The organism is Streptomyces wuyuanensis (assembly GCF_900103455.1).
In the GTDB taxonomy this organism is placed as follows: Bacteria; Actinomycetota; Actinomycetes; order Streptomycetales; family Streptomycetaceae; genus Streptomyces; species Streptomyces wuyuanensis.
This window is the reverse complement of the sequence record NZ_FNHI01000035.1, coordinates 1-17,015: the sequence shown is the minus strand read 5'-3', so window position 1 is coordinate 17,015 and position 17,015 is coordinate 1. Positions and strand designations below refer to the sequence as shown.

Genomic DNA, 17,015 nt, shown 5'->3' with positions numbered 1-17,015 from the left:
ACGGTGACAAGCCCCCGCTGTCACACCCCCGACAGGGGGTGAGGGCGGCCGCTCCACGGTGCGCGATCCGGGCGGCCGCCCCCCGTTACCCGTGTTTGTCGCTCCGCCAAGGGGGCCTCCGGTCTTCGGGTCCGGCATGACTTCCCCCTTCCGTTGATGATCCAGGGGTGCCGCCACCAGCTCCGGAGGCATCGACGGACCGCTGACGAGAGAGGCTTGAGCACCGGCTTTGCCCAAGGCCGCAAGAGTCCTCCGTGACGTGGATGCGGCGCCTCGGCGCCCAGGCAAGGCCGGACGAAAGCGTGACGGAGGAGCCTGCCGTCATCGACATAGGCGACATCGACGTCTTCCTCGGCCCGGACGTCGGCAAGGGCGGCCACCAGGCCACCGCCGTCACCTCGGCCGGGAAAGAGACCTTCGACAAGCACCTGCCCAACACCGGTACCAGCTCAACGAGTTGTTTGCGAAACTCCGGACCGAACACGGGACCACGCTGGTCGTGGCCGATCAGCCGGACTCGATCGGGGCCCTGCCGCCGACGGTCGCCAGGGACATCGGCTGCCCGGTCGCCTGCCTATTGGCCAGCCTGGACAATCTCGGCGTAGACGCGCAGGTCAGAGTGCCTGGTCGGCACCTTCCACCGGCGGAAAGCGTCCATGCCACCGGACGGCCGGCCGGCCTCGTCCTGGTCGGCGACGAAGCGCACGACACGCCGCTGCACGTCGCTCAGGTCGCCGAAGGACTGAGGCGGTCCGACGGGATCGTCCGGGAAAACCAGCCTGAACAGCGTCTCCGCCGTGTAGTACCTGTCGTCGAACGCCTCGACGCGCCTGCAGTCAGCCAGGCCGACCAGCATGGCATCGACCGCCCGGAGCGTCGTGGCTTCGGATCACCACGCCCGCCGCCCCTGCCGCTGCCGCTGCCGTCAACGACGCCGCCGCCGGCTGGGATCCGGGCCCGCCGTGCCGCGAAGTCGAGCGGCACGGCGGGCACTCCCTCAGCGCAGGACGACCGCGCTGACCCGGTTGGTGTTGGCGTCCTCGATGCAGCCACGCAGACGCATCACGTCGTGCGGGGTCAGCGCGGGACGGATGACCCCGACGTAGACGCCGTCGCGCACCCGGGTGAGATCGGCGTCGTTGTTGTGGGCGGCCGTGGAGCGACGGCACGTCGCCCAAAGGTCGTCGGCGGCGAGCGCGATGTCGCCGTCCCGGGTCTGCACCGTGAACACCATGGTGGTGCCCTCCGCGCTGGACGCGGGCTCGGGCCGGGTCTGGGTCGCGTCCGCCAGGGCGGACCAGAGCAGGGGGACGATCAGCAGGCCGACCACCGTCACCACCGCGTTGAGCGCTCTGCGCCCCGGCCGCGCCGACGGCAGCGCCGGGCGGTCGTCCCAGGCTTGCGTGCCGCCGGTCGGCGGCGCGGTCAGGCCCGTCAGCCGTCCGGCGAGACGGCGCTCCGCTCCTCGTCCGACGCTCGCGCCCGCGATCTTCTGGATGACCGTCGCCAGGCCGGAGAGGACCGCGCCGGCCACCATCAGCACCGGGACGAAGACGAAGGTGCGCTGGGTGTCCCCCAGACCGTTCAGGTCGGCCGGGGCCAGCCAGGCGAAGCGGTCGCGCCGCGCGCCCCGGGTCTGGTCCAGTCGGCCGCGCACGTCCTCGATGCGGCTCTCGGACCGCTCCAGCCGGGTCTCCAGCCCGGAGAACCGGGCGATCAGCAGGACCGTGGCGAGGAAGACCTCGATGATGAGGAAGAGCATCGCGCAGATCAGCGCCCGCTGCCATTCCCATCGGGTCAGGTAGAGGACCGTGTAGTAGCCGGCGTAGGCGCCGGAGAGGCCGCCGAAGGTGTAGCCGACCAGTTTCAGTGTCTTCACGCCGCCGGCTCCTGTCCCGCCGTCACGGACGCGATCCGGGGCACGTCGCGTCCGGTCACCGCTCCCGTCCCGCCGTCGACGGTCAGCGGTGTGCCGGTCGGGAAGCGCACGGTCGCGCCGATCACGCCGACGGCCGTGGGCACGTGGTACTCACGGGCCAGGACGGCGAGGTGCGACAACGGGCTGCCCGTCTCCGCCACGAGCCCGGCGAGGTCCGGCAGCAAAGGTGCCAGAGAGGGGTCCAGGGAGGCGACGATCAGGACCGGACGCTCGGGGCGCTGGCCCTGCCCGTCCCAGGCCGTGCCGGCGCCGAAGCCGCCGCCCGCCCCCTGTCCCTGGTCCGGCGCCGACGACGCCCCGGTGGGCGCGGCCACGGGCACGCCGTCGGCCAAACGAAACGCGACGGGGAGCGTACCGGCGTCCGGGCGGGACACTCTGTCGGCGAGGTCGGCAGGCAGTCCCCCACCCTGTGCCGCGTGCACCACCTCGTCCCAGCGCAGCAGTGCCAGCCGGGACAAGGGGAGGGTCCCGTGCCCGCCAGCCAGCCGGTCGGCCAGCTGCGCGAGCATCCGTACCTGCATCTCCTGCACCCATCGGATGCGCAGCCGCAGCCCTTCACGCGCGGGCAGGACACCCACCCCGCGCGGCAGCGCGGTGACCGGGTCCGTCGCCGGCAGTGGCGGGCGGGCGGCCAGTGCGGGGGGCAGCAGCGTCAGCACGACCGGGTGGCGTGCGATGAGCTGCTCGTCGGTGAGCTTGCGGCTACGGCCCTCGGCCAGTTCGGCCAGCGCCTCGCCCGCGGCGGTGGCGCCGTGGTCCGCGCGCAGGAGCGCGCCGGCCAGGGACTCCTGGGCGTGCAGGGCGGACAGCGTCTGCCGTCCCCAGGCGACCGCGTCCACCAGCCAGCCGCTGAGCATCTCGGCGGGCGGCGGGAACTCGGCCAGGGCACGGTCCACGTCGGCCATGAGGTCGAGCGCCAGCAGCGGGAGCGCGGAGCGCAGCCGGCCCACTCGCCAGGCCGCCGCCGCACGCCGTGCTCCGGGTGCGGGATTGACGCGGTCGAGGAGGGGATGGGCGGGGGGTACGACTCCGAGCAGCCGCAGGTCGGCGACGGCCCTTCCTCGTACGGTGCGCACCACGGGCAGGCCGCGCAGTCGGCGCCGTGGCGCGGCTCCGGCGATGTCGAGCGCCAGTTTGAGCCCCTGGGACATGGGAGTCAGCCAGAGGTCTTCCTCCAGGGGCTGGAGCACTCCGGGAAGTGTCTCGGCGACGGGCCCGGGTCCGAGCAGGCGGGCGCCGCGCGGCGGACGCCGGGTCATCGCGGTGATGGGACGTGCCTGGAACAGCCACAGGCGCCCCTCACCGTCGAAGCCGAACTCCATGTCCTGCGGGCTGCCGAAGAGACGCTGGGTCTTCCTGGCCAGGCTCACCAGCCGGACCAACTGCCCTCGGGAGAGCGGGCCGTCGTGCGCGGCCGAGTCGCCGCCCACCACGCGGGCGTACCGGGTGAGCTGGTAGCGCGTGCCTTGGGTGCCGCCCCCGACGAGCTGGTCGGGGCCGCCGCGCACCGCGCTGACCAGGATGCGGTCGGTACGGCCTGCGACGGGGTCGGCTCCGAACATCACACCGCCGACGGCCGAGGTGAGCATCGGCTGCACCAGCACCGCCATGTCGTCGCCGGTCGGAGGCTGTTCCGCGGTCGGGCGCAGCGGCCTGATCCGCCGGGCGGAGGCGAGGACGGTCCGTACCGCCGAGACGAAGTCCTCCCAGCCCCGCACGTCCAGTACGGAGTCGAAGTGCCCCGCCATCGAGGACTCCGCGGAGTCCTCGTGGCGGGAGGAGGAGCGCACGACGAGCGGCCGTCGCGTGTCCCGCTCCTCGGCCAGCGTCCGCCAGGCGGCGCGCAGCGCCTCGTGACCTGTGCGCGGTGGCTCCGTGCCGATGGTGGCTCCGGGCACCCGCGAGGCGGGCACCAGGACGAATCCCGGCAGGACGGGCAGTCCGGCCATGGCGGCGTGGGCCAGGTGGGCGGCCTTGGCGCCGATGATGGACGGATCGTGGGCCAGTGGGTTGTCCAGTGGCACCACGGCCCAGTCCGCAGGCTCGAATCGCATGGCTCATTTCTCCTGTGCGTGGGTGAAGTCGTGGAGGGCTCTGCGCACCGAGGGCCTGCGGGGCCCGCCCGATGCGACGACCGCGGAGCTGGTGGGCGGTCGGTGGCGTCGGCGGCGCGCGCGGACCTTCACGACGATGAGGGCCGGCACGGTGACCGCGGAGAGGGCCAGGGCGCCGACCAGGCCGGCCGAGTGCAGGAATTCGATCGCTGCGGCACCGGCGAAGTAGCCGAGGGCCACCGTGCCGCAGCCCCAGACCAGTGACGCCGCGGCGCTCCAGCGCAGGAAGCGGCGGTACGGCATGCCCGACGCGCCAGCGGCGTAGGGCACGAAGGTCCTCGCGAAGCCGATGAACTTGCTCGTGAAGACCGCGGCCGCACCGTGGTGGGTGAGGAAGGCCCGGGCGCGTCCTGTCCCATGGCCGGTGAGGGCGTTCGACGAGCGCCGACGTCCTTGATCGGTGGTCGCGTGCGACGAACGCCGGCGTGCTTGGCCGGTGGTGGCGTTCGACCCGCGCCAACGTCGTTGGCGGGTACCGGCGTTGTAGGTCCGTCGGCGTTCGCGGTGGCCTCGCGCGCACCGGCGGCCCAGTGCGTAGCCGAGGCTGTCGCCGGTGACGGCACCCGTCACCACAACAGCCGCGAGGAGGAAGACGTTAAGTTCGCCCCGGCCCGCGATCGCGGAGGCGAGGAGAACGACCGCCTCACCGGGCACCAGGAGCCCGATGAAGGCGCTCGTCTCAGCGGCCGTCAGGAGGAACATCACGGCGTACGACCACCAACCGGCCGCCTCGATCACACCGTTGAGGTGCATGGCGGTCAGCCCGCCCGTCCCCACCGCACGGTGTCGGGGGCGTGGGCGTGGGCGTGAGCCGGTGCCCCGGCCGCCCGGCCCCGGGGCGGGGACTGGCCGTCGTGTCGCAGCTCGGCGCGCGGCCTCAGCGGCGCGACACGTCCTTCCGGCTCCCAGGCGTCGGCGGGGCCCGGGCCGCGGACGTCCTTGCGCGGCAGGCGCCCTGCGGCGAACCAGGTCAGAAGCGGTACGACCGCGCCCAGTACACCGGCGGAGGCCGGGTGAGGGGAGGTCAGGACGGACGTCGCCACGCCGCACACCGCGGTCACCGCGAGGGCGATGCGTGCGCGGACCGAGGCGATGGCGGTGATCACGGCCGAAGCCAGCAGCAGGTACCAGCCGGTGAGCGCACCGGGCATCGTCAGGTACTCCCGGAAGAGCGAACTCTCGTGCGCCGGGAGGTGCTCGAGGGGAACCGACCAGGTATAGGCCAGGCCGATCGCGCTGGACAGCAGCAGCGCGACGGCTGCACGGGTGTAGACGGCCAGCCGTTGGTGCGCCAGCCAGAGCAGGATCAGCGCCGTCAGGGGCCAGGGGGCCAGCGCGTAGACGGAGGCCATCACCCGCGTCGTGTCCGTCCAGGCGAGGTCGGGATAGGGGTCGGCACCGGAGGAGAGACCGAGCAGGGCGGCGTGCAGCATCGCGATCGCCGCAGCGCCCGTCGCCACGTGCCGCAAGGTCGTGCGGACGATCGCCTGTTGTGCTTGTCGTGCTTGTCGGGTGTCGCGGGGACGACTTCCGGCCGGCCTGCCGGCCGCCAGGGCGGCGGCGTGCGGCATCTGCGTGGGATGGGTCACGACTGGTCACCTCGCTTAGTTGATGAATAAGCACGTTTTGCGGTGGGTCCGCCGGGCGTGCGGCCGACCGGCCTCGCGGTACGGGTGGCGACCCCGTGGACGCGAGGCGCCGCGGATCCGGCGCCGGGCGGCCGAGCAGCGCCCCGACCCGCACCCCGACCGAGGGCGGGGCCGCGCCCCCGACTCCACGGCGGGCACGTCCGCACCACCGGGCGCCTCGCCTCGCTGATTGACACGTCAAGCATGCAGGGCCAATACTTGTTTCGTCAATCAACAACTTCGAGCGGCCGACGCCAGCGCGATCACCGGTGGAGGAGAGCATGACGCCCCAGACCTTCGAGATAGGCCTCAACTCTTTCGGGGAGGTCGCCACGGACCACGGCCGGACACTCAGCGACGCCGAGACCGTCCGCCTCCTCGTCGCGGAGGCGGCACTCGCCGAGACCTCGGGGCTGGACGTCTTCAGCGTCGGCGAGCACTACCGGGCGGGCCACGTCGACAGCGCCGCTCCCGTGCTGCTCTCCGCGATCGCCACCGCCACGGAACGCATCCGCCTCGGAACGTCGGTGACCGTACTGAGCACCAACGATCCCGTACGGCTGTACCACGACTTCTCGACCCTGGACGCCGTGTCGAACGGCCGGGCCCAGCTCGTCCTCGGACGGGCGTCGGCCACGGAGTCCTTCCCCCTGTTCGGCTACGACCTCGCCGACTACGAGGAGTTGTTCGAGGAGAAGCTCGAACTCTTCATGCGTCTGCAGCGGGAGGAGACGGTGACGTGGTCCGGCGCGCTGCGGACACCGCTCGTCGAACAGCGACTGCGCCCCCGGATGCCCTCAGGGGGTATCCCCACCTGGATCGGCGTGGGCGGCAGCCCTCACTCCGTGGTCCGCGCCGCCGGCTACGGCCTGCCCCTGATGATGGCCATCACCGGCGGACGCCCGCAACGGTTCGAGGGCCACGTCAAGCTCTACCAGCAGGCACTGCAACAGGCCGGGCACGAGCCGCTGCCGATCGGCCAGCACTCCCTGGGGCTCGTCGCCGACACCGACGAGGAAGCGGTCGAGACCTGGTGGCAGTACTGGCAGCCGGTCGTGGCCCAGGTTGCCGAGGAGCGCGGGTTCTACAAGCCCACCCGCGAACGGTACGAGGCGGAGATCGAGCAGGGAGCACTCTTCGTCGGCTCCCCGGAGACCGTCGCCCACAAGATCGCCCAGACCGCGCGCGACCTGCACCTGAACCGCTTCGACCTCAAGTACGACATCATGCACCTGCCCCGTCAGGCCCGCGCCCGCACGATCGAACTGCTGGGCCGCGAAGTCGCCCCCCGGGTCAGGGAACTGCTCACCAAGGAGTCCACCCATGGATGACCTCGTTTTCGGCCTGGACACATTCGGGGACCTGCCCTTGGACGACTCAGGCGTCCCGGTCTCCCACGGCAGGGCGATCCGGCAGGTCGTCGCCGAGGCCGTCCTCGCGGACGACATCGGCGTCGACGTCATCGCGCTCGGCGAACACCACCGCCCCGAGTACTCGATCTCGTCCCCCGAGACCGTGCTCGCCGGCATCGCCACCGCCACGTCGCGCATCCACCTGTCCTCCGGCGTGACAGTGCTCAGTTCCGACGATCCCGTCCGGGTGTTCCAGCGCTTCGCGACGGTCGACGCCCTCTCCGACGGCCGGGCCGAGATCATCCTCGGCCGCGGCTCCTTCACCGAGTCGTTCCCCCTGTTCGGCTACGACCTCAACGACTACGACGCGTTGTTCGAGGAGAAGCTTGAGCTGTTCGCGAAGCTGCTGGAGGAGAAGCCCGTCACGTGGTCAGGCACCCTGCGCGCGCCCCTGGAGAACGCCGAGGTCTTCCCGACCACCGAGTCGGGGCACCTGACCACCTGGGTCGGCGTCGGAGGTTCACCCCAGTCGGTCATCCGCACCGCCCGCCACGGGCTGCCGCTCATGCTCGCCGTCATCGGCGGCTCCCCCGAACGCTTCCTGCCGTACACGGACCTCTACCGGCGCGCCGCGGCCCAGTTCGGCACCACGGAGCATCCGGTGGGCATGCACTCCCCCGGATTCATCGCCGGCACCGACGAAGAGGCCCGGGAACTGTTCTGGCCGGGCTACCGGCTCATGCGTGACCGTATCGGTGCGCTGCGGGGCTGGCCGCCGGTGCGCCGGGAGGAGTTCGAGGCCGAGATCGAGCACGGCTCCATGTACATCGGGTCGCCGGAGACGGTCGCCCGCAGGATCGCCGCAGCGGTACGCGGACTCCGCGTCGGCAGATTCGACCTCATATACACCGCGGGCTCACAGCCGGTCAGCGCCCGTTTTCACGCGGTCGAGCTCTACGGCACGAAGGTCATCCCCATGGTCCGCGACATCCTCGCCGGTTGATGCCATGGAAGGAAAGGCAATGAACACGCAGGACATCCGCACGATAGGCATCCTGGGCGCCGGAAAGGTGGGCACCGTGGTGGGCCGGCTGGCCGTGTCGGCGGGCTTTCACGTGCTGATCGCCGGCTCGGGGGCGCCCGAGGACATCGCGCTGACCGTCGAGATCCTCACGCCCGGCGCGAGCGCGGTCACCGCCACAGAGGCGGCGGCCCGGGCCGATGTCGCGATCCTGGCCCTGCCCCTGGGCAGGTACCGCGGCATCCCGGTCGACGCGCTGCACGGCAGACTGGTCGTCGACGCGATGAACTACTGGTGGGAGGTCGACGGTGTACGCGACGACCTGACTGACCCGCGCACCTCCACCAGCGAGATCGTTCAGGCGTTCCTCCCGGGCTCCCGCGTGGTCAAGGCGTTCAACCACATGGGCTACCACGACCTGGAGGACGAGGCGCGGCCCGCGGGGGCGCCCGGCCGCAAGGCCATCGGCATCGCCGGCGACAGCGCGGCGGACCGGGCCACGACCGCACACCTCGTCAACGCTCTCGGCTTCGACCCCGTCATCGTCGGCCTGCTCGCGGACGGCGTACGACTCGAACCTGGGACCGAACCCTTCGGGGCCGACGTCAGCGCCGACGAGCTGCGGGCCATGCTGGACCGCTTCCCCTCCTCGGAGCGCGGCCGGGCGGTCCTCCGGGCCCGAGCGTCCGCCACGGCCCGGCCCGCCGACGCCGCGTAGGGGCCGCCTGTGCCGAGGTCTCGGCAGGGGGACGGGACCCGGCCCGAAGGAACCGGGTCCCGATCCGAAGTAGCCCGGCCCGCCGGGGACCTGCCGAAGCCTCGGGATCAGGCCGGGCTCGCGGGCGATCCGGGCCGTCTCCGCGACGGCGTGGTGACGAGGGCCGGGAGGTCACTTTTCACCCGTCGGAACTGGCCCACTCCTCAAGCGTCGCCGACAGTGTCAAGCTGTCCGGCTCAGAGGGGGCTTCAGTCCAGCTGGAGCAGGGAGGCTACGACGCACACCACCGTGGCAGCACGCAGCCGATGCGCCACGGCACCGTCCTGCCGCCGGGAGCCTTCAGCAGTCCGGCAATCGCAGCAACACCACCGCCCACCTGCCAGTAGGTAGAGACGTCGGTGGCGGCGACGGCTCCTCTCCGGCACGCGGAGTCAACGCAGTCGTCGAACGCGGCCGTCAGGTGCGGCTGGTACCAGATGTACACCGCCACCTGCCCAAGGAGCAGCGCGGCAACCACCAGCAGCCACTTCCGGTCCTCACGCGATATACGGTCATCCGATGCCATACGCCGAACCCCAATCCAACCCCGAACCCAACCCGCTGGCCGGTATCGGTGCGGCGGCGATGACGTCGTGCCCGAGGGCTGAGGACCGTCCGGACTGCTTGGCGTCCTACAGCCCGGGTCATTCCTCCGGCGACCGTCGCCACAGCGCCTGAGGAGGACCCGGCACGCCGTGCGCAGATGGCCGGACCGGACACCCGCCGCCACCCGTGCACCCCGACCGCATCACCAAGCTGTCTCGATGGGGCGTCAGTCCAGAGAACCTCGACACGACGTGTTCGTCCCGCAGTTGCACCATCGGACCGATGCGACCGAGAGCGGCGTCGTCTGTCTCGACCCGGACGGCGAACGGCCTGGACTCGTGCATCCGCCAGGGACGCGACGTGTGCGCGGTGCTGGGCGGTCTCATTCGTGGGCATCCGGGACGCGTGGCAGGTTGAGCAAGCCTCGGACAGCTCTCCGGGCGAGTTCGACGTCGTAGGGGGCGTGACCGGCGAGCTGGATCCCGACCGCCTCGCCGACGCCGTCTCGGCGGGCGGCGGCCCCGGCGGGATGGCCCCGCTGCTGCGACCGGCAGCGATCAAGCCGGCGCTGCCTGGAGGGAGCGCGCGTTGTGCAGCGGCCGCGGCAGCCGCCGGCCCGGCCCGTCCGGCGGACGGGGGCAGGGCGCCTCCCTGCCCGTGAGCGGGATCGCTGAGGTGATCGTCGTATCCGGTGCTGCGCGGTGCGACGTAACGCAGGGGTCTCGGCCTCGAAACTTCAGTCGTTCCGGGAGCGGATCGCCTTACGCTCGCCCAAGGATCGTTCTGAGGAGGGGCGTTGACCGACGACGGTGCAGCGGCAGACGACGGCGGGACCCGGCCCGACGGAGGCGGGGGCGCGGACGGCGGTGGCACTGGTGCTCCGGATCCGGATGTCGGACGTCTCCGCCGCTGGACGGGTACGGTCCACCTGTGGATGCTGCGGCTTCACCGGCGGATCCAACGCCCGGCGCGCTCCTACCTGATCGCGTACATCGGGGTGGTCCTGGGCGCTATCGGCCTCTTCGACATCTACCGCGGCGGGAACCTCGACGTACGGACGGACGGTGTCCTGCTGCTGGTGGTCGCCGTCACAACCGTCGTCGGCTGCACGGTCGCACTGCGGCTCGGAACGAGCACCCCGTCCCAACGGTGGACGGTACGGTGCGCCGACGGAGCGGCTCTCGCGGTCGCTCTGTGGATCGCCTACCGCATCCAGTCGAACTTCGTCCTCCAGCCTGTCCTGGTCGTCTCCGCCGTCCTCGTGGTCGGCGCGGGCGTGCTCGCCGCGCTCCTGCTGTACGGGGACGGGTGCACGCGTTCTGAACCGCCGTCACCTCCGGCCGCGCGGGAGGAGCGGCCCGCCAGGGCGACCTTGCTCGCGGGCGGGCTGGGCGCGCTCGGCACACTCCTCGCGGCGGCCCTGGCCCTCCCCCAGTTCTGGTACGCGTCCCACTACGAGCCGTCGAACGCCCCGCCCGTCGTCGCGGTCGAGAACGGCATCGACGACGTCGAGGACACCGGCGACCACGTCGAGTTCAGCCTGTGGATCTCGGTCGAGAACAAGGGGAAGACGCCTGTCAGGATGCTCACCTCCCTGTACGAGGTCAGCGGAACCCGTGTCACGGTCGGCCAGGCGCCCGTCGCTCCGGAGGAGCTGCCCTACGAGAGGATCACCGGCGGGAACTACGGGGCGGCCGCCCGGCTCAGCGCGTTCGCCGACTACGGCGACCCGCAGACGATCCAGGTTGGCCCAGTCGGCGAGGACTACGCCTGGATCGGCCCGGACGAGAAGGTCCACACGAGACTCCGCGCCCAGGCGCCCCGCGACCGGTTCCAGCTCCTGCGCATCACAGCGGACGTCGCCGTCGCGCGGGCCGACCGCGTCGAGGTCGACGACCGGCCGCAGCCGGGCGGGCGGGCGCTGAAGTCCTGCGACGGTACGCGGATCGCCGAGAACCGCCGTCCCCTCGCCCGCCTCGGAGCCTTCGAGTGGCTGACCGAGAGCCGCCGGGAACTCGTCACCTTCTGGGCCGTGTCGGGCGAGCTGGGCGACGAATCGCCGTGGTGGCCCGCGTTCCCGTGGACCGGCGTGTCCATCGAGCACGACGGGCACGACTGCGCCCACGCCCTCGAGCCCGACCACGACGGCCTCGAGGACCGTGCCATGGTCGGCTGGGCCAGTTCCGTGGCCGAGGCAGCCGTACCCGCGGCGTCCAAGGCTCGGCCGTAGGCCGCCGGCACGACCGGACCGGCCGGCGGCCAGACCGGCGGGGCAGCACCGAGATGCCGGCTCCGGCGAGCAGTGGCAGGCGCTCTTTCCGCGTCTCCCGCCTCGCCCGGCGTGCGGCTGACAGTCCGCGACGGCGCGGAGACTCGGAGCGGTCATACCCGGCCGCGAGCGTGATGAGTCTTTCGTCACAGCCGGGCTGTGCTGCGACCGGCAGGCGGGAAGGGCGCGTGGCCTGGTACGGGACCGCGCAGGGCGGTCCGCCGCACCCGGAACGAGGGTCGTGACCCCTGGCCCCCAGCTCCTCCGTGGCCGAGATCACACCCCATCCCATGTCACCTTCGCCAACACTGGTCAGGCAAATCGGTCGACATCAGGAAGAGGTGGAACGATTTGGTACGTATGCGAGCCTCCCGGCGCGTCCTGGCCGCCGCGGTCGTCGCCGGAACGGCCGTTCCCGTACTCGTGGGGGCCGGGGCGGCGGACGCCATGGCGGGCGCACCGAGAGTGAAATGCAGCTCGGAGAAGGCTGGGCTGGCCGCGAAACTGCAGCGGGACATCACGACCGCGCTCAGGGGCAGCACGGCCATCACTGCCGTGTCACTGCACGATCGCACGACGGACACCGTGTGCACGCTGCGGGCGGACCAGAAGTTCGACTCCGCCAGCACCGTCAAGGTCACCGTCCTGGCGACACTGCTCTGGGACGTGAACAGGCACAACCGCCACCTCACTCCGCGTGAGACCGAACTCGCGACCGCGATGATCACGAAGTCGGACAACGACGCGACGACCGCGCTGTGGCGGCAGCTCGGAGTGCCGAAGATCAAGAACTTTCTGTCTGCGGCGGACATGACCCGGACGGTGCCGGGCAGCAACGGCCACTGGGGCTTGACCCAGATCACGGCCGGTGACGAGCAGAAGCTGATGAACCTGATCACGGGCAGCAACAGCGTACTCAGCGACAAGGCGCGAGCCTACGCCCTCAAGCTGATGAACAAGGTCGTTCCTTCACAGCGCTGGGGTACACCGGCGGGCGCGCCGAGCTCCGCGGTGTTTCATGTCAAGAACGGCTGGCTGTCGCGCGCCGCACACGGCTGGCGGGTACACGGCCTGGGCGCCTTCACCGGCCGCGGGCACGACTACACCATCACCGTGCTCACCCACGACAACGAGACAATGGCCGCCGGAATCGCCACCACCGAAGCGGTGGCCCGCGCGATCCACAAGGGCCTCAACCCCACGGCGAACGCCGTCGAGACCAGTACGGGCTGACTGCGCCACCCGGATCGCCGAGGCGACCGCCCGGCTCGTTACGCGGGGCTGCGGTCGAAGCTGTGCTGTTTCCCGGGATCGACGTGCGAGTGGAGCGCGTCAGCGAGCCCTCCGACGCCCTTGTGGTGGAGGCGGTGTCCACCGCTCGCCCGGGCCGGTGCCCGGACTGGTTGTACCGCCGCCTGCGGCAGGCCGCGGGCCGATCCCGGCTGCTCAGGCGGCCGGCAGCGCCCACGGCGTCGGATCTGATCCAGCGCCAACCCATCCGGGACCGGGCGAAAGGGAGCCGAGCCCACGGCGGCGGAACGGCTGGAGCCATCCCAGAACCGGCCGTCCCGCGGAGGCCCAAGCCGCTCCTCTCGGCATCCTGGTTCGGCGGCGGCCACGTGCCAAGAGCGCTCAGGTCGGTCACGGTAGGAGTTGTCACCCAGCGTTCGGCTGTGCGGCTGCCTTGAGGAGGACGAGGACCATGCGTATCGCAGTTGCCGGTGCCACCGGGAACATCGGGGCCCTCACCGTCGACGCCCTAAAACGAGGCAGTCACGAGGTGGTCCGCATCAGCCGCTCGCTCGGCGTGGACCTGATCACCGGCGACGGTCTCGACCCCGCCCTGACCGATGTCGAGGCCGTGGTCGACGCGACCAGCTACACGGGCGCGGATCGCGACGCGGCGCAGGCGTACTTCGCCACCGCGACCCGGAATTTGCTCGCCGCGGAGCAACGTGCCGGTGTCCGTCACCACGTGCTGCTCTCGATCGTGGGGGTCGACCGTGTCGTGGGCAACGCGCATTACGCCGGCAAGCGGGAGCAGGAACGTCTCGTGACCGAGGGCGGTGTTCCCTGGACAATCGTCAGGGCCACCCAGTTCCACGACTTCGCCGCGACGGTGGTGGGCTGGACCGAGCAGGACGGCGTCGCCACGATCCCGCCTCTGCTCGTACAGCCGATCGCGCCGGAGGACGTGGCCGACATCCTCGCCGAGATCGCCACAGGCGCGCCGCGTGGACGATACCGCGATGTCGCCGGCCCGGAACCGCAGGATTTGGTGGACATGGCCAGGCGAACCAACGACGTGCGAGGTCATGCGGTGAAGCTCGTACCCTCATGGTCGTCGGTGCTCGGCGCGGAAACGGCCGGTGACGTGCTGCTGCCCGGCGAGGGCGCCCGCGTCGCGCCGACCACGTTCGACGACTGGCTGGCCCGACAGCGATAGCGAAGCACCGCTGTCGGGCATGCCGAGCGTGCCCTGTCCATGTCCGCTTGCCGGTGCACGTCAGCAGCGCTGCAGCCGGATGAAGGGTCTCCTTCGGGTCGGCTCTTCTTGAAGCCAAGGCTCACCCGGTCAGGTGGACCGTGAAGTGCCGCTCGGTCTCCCCTGCGGGCACGGTGCGAACGAAGCCCTGGGCGTTGCGGTAGTCGCCCGATCCGCCGGTGACGCCGACGTCGACGGAGGAGGGTGCGGGCAGGTGGAGCAGTGCCTGCGCGGCAAGCTGCCCCTCGGGCAGGGAGAAGGTGCCCAGGCACTGCAGCGCGCCCGGCTCGACTCGGGTGTACGTGCAAACCACGCTGTGGTCACCCACCTTCTTGCCCTCCCGGTAGAGGTCCTCGTGGATGACGCGCTGGTCACCCACGCTGACGCCGGCCGTCCCGAGGTCGAGATCTCCGAGCGAAGTCTGCTTGCCCACCAGCTCGAAGACCTGCTCGTGCCGGGTCGACATGTCGGCCGAAGCCAGCGGGGCGACGGTGACGCCCACAGCCAATGCGGCAGCCACCCCGGTGGCTGCCGTCAGGTACCGCACCTTGTTCTCCCTCGATGTGTTCAGCACGTGTCGCTCCATTCATGCGCGGCGCTTGCAGGGGCGACGACGCGCCTGGAAGCCCGGGTGGTTCGGAAGGGGCCAGCCCGTCGGCCGGCCCCGGAGGGGTCGCTGAATCGACGGTCACACAGCCCTCCATCACCGGTCAAGGGGGTGACTGGTGGCATGAATCACCTGACGAACGGGTGACGCGCGTGGCCCTCCGTCCTGGGAGGTACCGACCGACGCCGAAGGTCGATCCGCAACGCTCCACAGCGGGACACCGGGCAAGGTCGCTCCGCGTCGGCAACGCGGGCCAAGCGATCACAACGACCTCTCATACACCGTTCTCCCCAGCACGGTTCGAGCGGCGGGCGGAAACGGGGCAGACAGCTCCACCGCCCACACACAAGGGCACCCCGGTGGATCTGAAGACTCGGACTGCGCCGTGCTCCTCGCCGCGCTCGCCCGCGGCCTCTGCACCACCCTGCCGAGCGAGGCCCGTAACGGCTGCCCCATACCGTTCGTCCCGTCGCGCCGACTGCGGGCCGCCCACCGGCGCGCGGCCCGAAACGGGTCGACCGTGGGTCACGGGCCGGCAGACGGGGTTCGTGTCCGGATGCGGCCCCTGGGGCAGAGCAGCGGCGACGTCCGGCCCGCGAGAGTGGGTTCAGGGCGGTGTGAGGCGGTCGAGTTGGGCTGCGAGGTCGGGGTGGGTGGTGGTCAGGTGCCGGCGGGCGGCGGTCAGGGGGGCGATGAGGTCGGCGGGATTGTCGTGGGCAAGGGCCGCGTGGAGCTCGCTGAGGGGGCGACGGGCTGCCGTGGGCAGGTCGGTGAGGGCGGTGATCTGGCCGGCGATGCGGCGCAGGTCGGCTGCGTTGCGGCGGGCCCAGATGGCGGTGCTGCGGTCGGCGGCGCGGGCTTGGCGCGTGGCCTGGACGCGCTGCTCGCCGGTGGTCCCGGCCGGGCCGGGACGGCCGCGCAGGTAGCGGCGCTCGGCGGCCTGACGGCTGGCGACGCCGAGGGGGTGTGCGAGGTCGGCCCAGCTGGCGCCCGCGTCCCGGGCCGTCTCGATCAGGCCGGTCTCCCATCCGGCGAGCTGCTCGCGCACCTGCCGCAGCAGCAGAAGCGAGGCCAGCGCCTGCTCCGGGCGCGGTGCGGCGCCAGGGGCGTCGGGGGTCTCGTGCCGGGCGGCATGCAGGGCGTCGTCTATGGCTCGCAGGGCCGCCGCGGCGGCAAGGAACGACGCCGGGCTGGGGGCGTCGGCGCTGGATGAGGGCGGCTTGTCGGCCGGGGTCATGGCACCTTCCTCGGGTTGTCATCTGCTGGACGACATGATGTTTGTCATCTGTTGGATGACATGTTACAACGGTGTCAGTGAGGCGCATTGGCAGCAACTGCCCGAACCTGCTGGAGGTGTTTTCACGATGTTGATGCGCACTGACCCCTTCCGTGAGCTGGACCGGCTGGCCCAGCAGCTGATGGGCCCGGGCACCTGGTCGAAGCCGTCGGCGATGCCGATGGACGCCTACCGCGAGGGCGACGAGTACGTGGTGGCCTTCGACCTCCCGGGCGTGGCCGCGGACGCGATCGACATCGACGTCGAGCGGAACATGCTGACCGTCAAGGCCGAGCGCCGACCGGTGGCGAAGGCCGACGACGTGCAGATGGAACTCTCCGAGCGGCCGCTGGGCGTGTTCTCCCGCCAGATCGTGCTCGCCGACACCCTCGACACCGAGCACATCAAGGCCGACTACGACGCGGGCGTGCTCACCCTGCGCATCCCGATCGCCGAGCGCGCCAAGCCCCGCAAGATCTCCATCGGCGTCGGATCCGGCCACAAGGAGATCTCCGGCTGAGCCGGACCGTCGAACGGCTCGAACAGCGGCGGAGGACGGGTACCTGGTCTCCCCTTCTCCCGTCCTCCGCGCGCCCCAATGAACGAGGAAAGGGGTGCGGCCGACGTGGCCCTGCGATGCGAAGCGTTCCTCGACCGGGTGAAGGAACGCGGCGAATACGGCTCCCTGCACGAGGCCGAGCGCGCGGCCCGCGTGGTGCTCGCCCTGCTGGGCGCACACCTGGTCGGCGAGGTACGCGCCCAGCTCGCCGCGCGTCTGCCGGAAGGCTTCGCCCTGATCCTTCTCAACCCGCTGCAGAGCGCCGAGCCGCTGTCACCGGAGCGGTTCGTCCGCGCGACCGCGGCCTGGATCGAAGGAGCCACCGAACAGACCGCGGCGTGGGACGCCAGCGCCGTCCTCAGCACCGTCGCCGACGCCGCCGGCGACGACCTGCTGAGCCAGATCCTGCTCCAGCTCCCCACGGGCTACGACCTCCTCTTCGGCCGCCCCCAGCCCACCTGA

16 protein-coding genes and 1 pseudogene are annotated in these 17,015 nt (G+C 71.5%); 9 read left to right on the top strand and 8 right to left on the bottom strand.

Going from position 1 to position 17,015, the window contains the following annotated elements; translation table 11 throughout:
• Positions 1-263: 263 nt before the first annotated feature.
• A pseudogene (locus BLT82_RS38425) lies at positions 264-550 on the top strand (IS110 family transposase); the annotation flags it as partial.
• A 24-nt stretch (positions 551-574) separates the two neighbouring features.
• On the opposite strand, the gene BLT82_RS34720 reads toward BLT82_RS38425, so the two are convergent.
• The 5 genes from BLT82_RS34720 to BLT82_RS34700 form a co-directional block, all read right to left on the bottom strand.
• On the bottom strand, positions 575-856 hold the full coding sequence (locus BLT82_RS34720; protein ID WP_093662198.1) for a hypothetical protein: 282 nt from the start codon (positions 854-856) through the stop codon (positions 575-577).
• A gap of 141 nt (positions 857-997) precedes the next feature.
• Entirely contained in the window at positions 998-1,879 is an 882-nt protein-coding gene (locus BLT82_RS34715; protein ID WP_093662196.1) for a hypothetical protein, read from the bottom strand.
• Positions 1,876-3,993 (bottom strand): PEP/pyruvate-binding domain-containing protein, encoded by a 2,118-nt coding sequence (locus tag BLT82_RS34710; RefSeq protein ID WP_093662194.1) that lies wholly within the window; start codon positions 3,991-3,993, stop codon positions 1,876-1,878. The genes BLT82_RS34715 and BLT82_RS34710 overlap by 4 nt, the downstream gene beginning before the upstream one ends.
• Before the next feature lie 3 nt (positions 3,994-3,996).
• Positions 3,997-4,806 carry a DedA family protein gene (locus BLT82_RS34705; protein ID WP_093662244.1) on the bottom strand — a complete coding sequence of 270 codons (810 nt, stop codon included), beginning with the start codon at positions 4,804-4,806 and terminating at the stop codon, positions 3,997-3,999.
• A 5-nt stretch (positions 4,807-4,811) separates the two neighbouring features.
• Entirely contained in the window at positions 4,812-5,642 is an 831-nt protein-coding gene (locus tag BLT82_RS34700; RefSeq protein ID WP_143041588.1) for a hypothetical protein, read from the bottom strand.
• A 320-nt stretch (positions 5,643-5,962) separates the two neighbouring features.
• Between BLT82_RS34700 and BLT82_RS34695 the strand changes: the two genes are divergently transcribed.
• From BLT82_RS34695 to BLT82_RS34685, 3 genes are read left to right on the top strand one after another with little or no spacing between them, the layout of a single operon-like run.
• The gene (locus BLT82_RS34695; RefSeq protein ID WP_093662189.1) at positions 5,963-7,012 is read left to right on the top strand and encodes an LLM class flavin-dependent oxidoreductase; all 1,050 of its coding nucleotides are present in this window, start codon (positions 5,963-5,965) and stop codon (positions 7,010-7,012) included.
• A complete protein-coding gene (locus BLT82_RS34690; RefSeq protein ID WP_093662187.1) occupies positions 7,005-8,036 on the top strand; it encodes an LLM class flavin-dependent oxidoreductase in 1,032 nt (343 codons plus the stop codon). The genes BLT82_RS34695 and BLT82_RS34690 overlap by 8 nt, the downstream gene beginning before the upstream one ends.
• A 19-nt stretch (positions 8,037-8,055) precedes the next feature.
• Entirely contained in the window at positions 8,056-8,772 is a 717-nt protein-coding gene (locus BLT82_RS34685) for an NADPH-dependent F420 reductase (protein ID WP_093662185.1), read from the top strand.
• A 271-nt stretch (positions 8,773-9,043) separates the two neighbouring features.
• Here the strand turns inward: BLT82_RS34685 and BLT82_RS34680 are convergent, their stop codons facing one another.
• Entirely contained in the window at positions 9,044-9,337 is a 294-nt protein-coding gene (locus BLT82_RS34680) for a hypothetical protein (protein ID WP_143041587.1), read from the bottom strand.
• 954 nt (positions 9,338-10,291) lie between these two features.
• Between BLT82_RS34680 and BLT82_RS34675 the strand changes: the two genes are divergently transcribed.
• From BLT82_RS34675 to BLT82_RS34665, 3 genes are all read left to right on the top strand, one after another.
• Positions 10,292-11,587: a hypothetical protein gene (locus BLT82_RS34675; protein ID WP_107490293.1), complete on the top strand. Its 1,296-nt coding sequence runs from the start codon at positions 10,292-10,294 to the stop codon at positions 11,585-11,587.
• A gap of 399 nt (positions 11,588-11,986) precedes the next feature.
• Positions 11,987-12,859, top strand: a complete 873-nt coding sequence (locus BLT82_RS34670) for a serine hydrolase (RefSeq protein ID WP_167746170.1) — start codon at positions 11,987-11,989, stop codon at positions 12,857-12,859.
• A gap of 469 nt (positions 12,860-13,328) precedes the next feature.
• On the top strand, positions 13,329-14,072 hold the full coding sequence (locus tag BLT82_RS34665; RefSeq protein WP_093662177.1) for an SDR family oxidoreductase: 744 nt from the start codon (positions 13,329-13,331) through the stop codon (positions 14,070-14,072).
• 121 nt (positions 14,073-14,193) lie between these two features.
• Here BLT82_RS34665 and BLT82_RS34660 read toward each other — a convergent pair whose 3' ends face one another.
• Positions 14,194-14,685, bottom strand: a complete 492-nt coding sequence (locus BLT82_RS34660; RefSeq protein ID WP_093662175.1) for an allene oxide cyclase barrel-like domain-containing protein — start codon at positions 14,683-14,685, stop codon at positions 14,194-14,196.
• Positions 14,686-15,325: 640 nt separating this feature from the next.
• On the bottom strand, positions 15,326-15,955 hold the full coding sequence (locus BLT82_RS34655; protein ID WP_093662173.1) for a type III effector protein: 630 nt from the start codon (positions 15,953-15,955) through the stop codon (positions 15,326-15,328).
• Positions 15,956-16,082: 127 nt separating this feature from the next.
• Here BLT82_RS34655 and BLT82_RS34650 point away from each other — a divergent pair, with 127 nt between their 5' ends.
• Positions 16,083-16,514 carry an Hsp20/alpha crystallin family protein gene (locus BLT82_RS34650; RefSeq protein WP_093659605.1) on the top strand — a complete coding sequence of 144 codons (432 nt, stop codon included), beginning with the start codon at positions 16,083-16,085 and terminating at the stop codon, positions 16,512-16,514.
• 78 nt (positions 16,515-16,592) lie between these two features.
• A complete protein-coding gene (locus BLT82_RS34645; RefSeq protein ID WP_244529658.1) occupies positions 16,593-17,015 on the top strand; it encodes a DUF2267 domain-containing protein in 423 nt (140 codons plus the stop codon).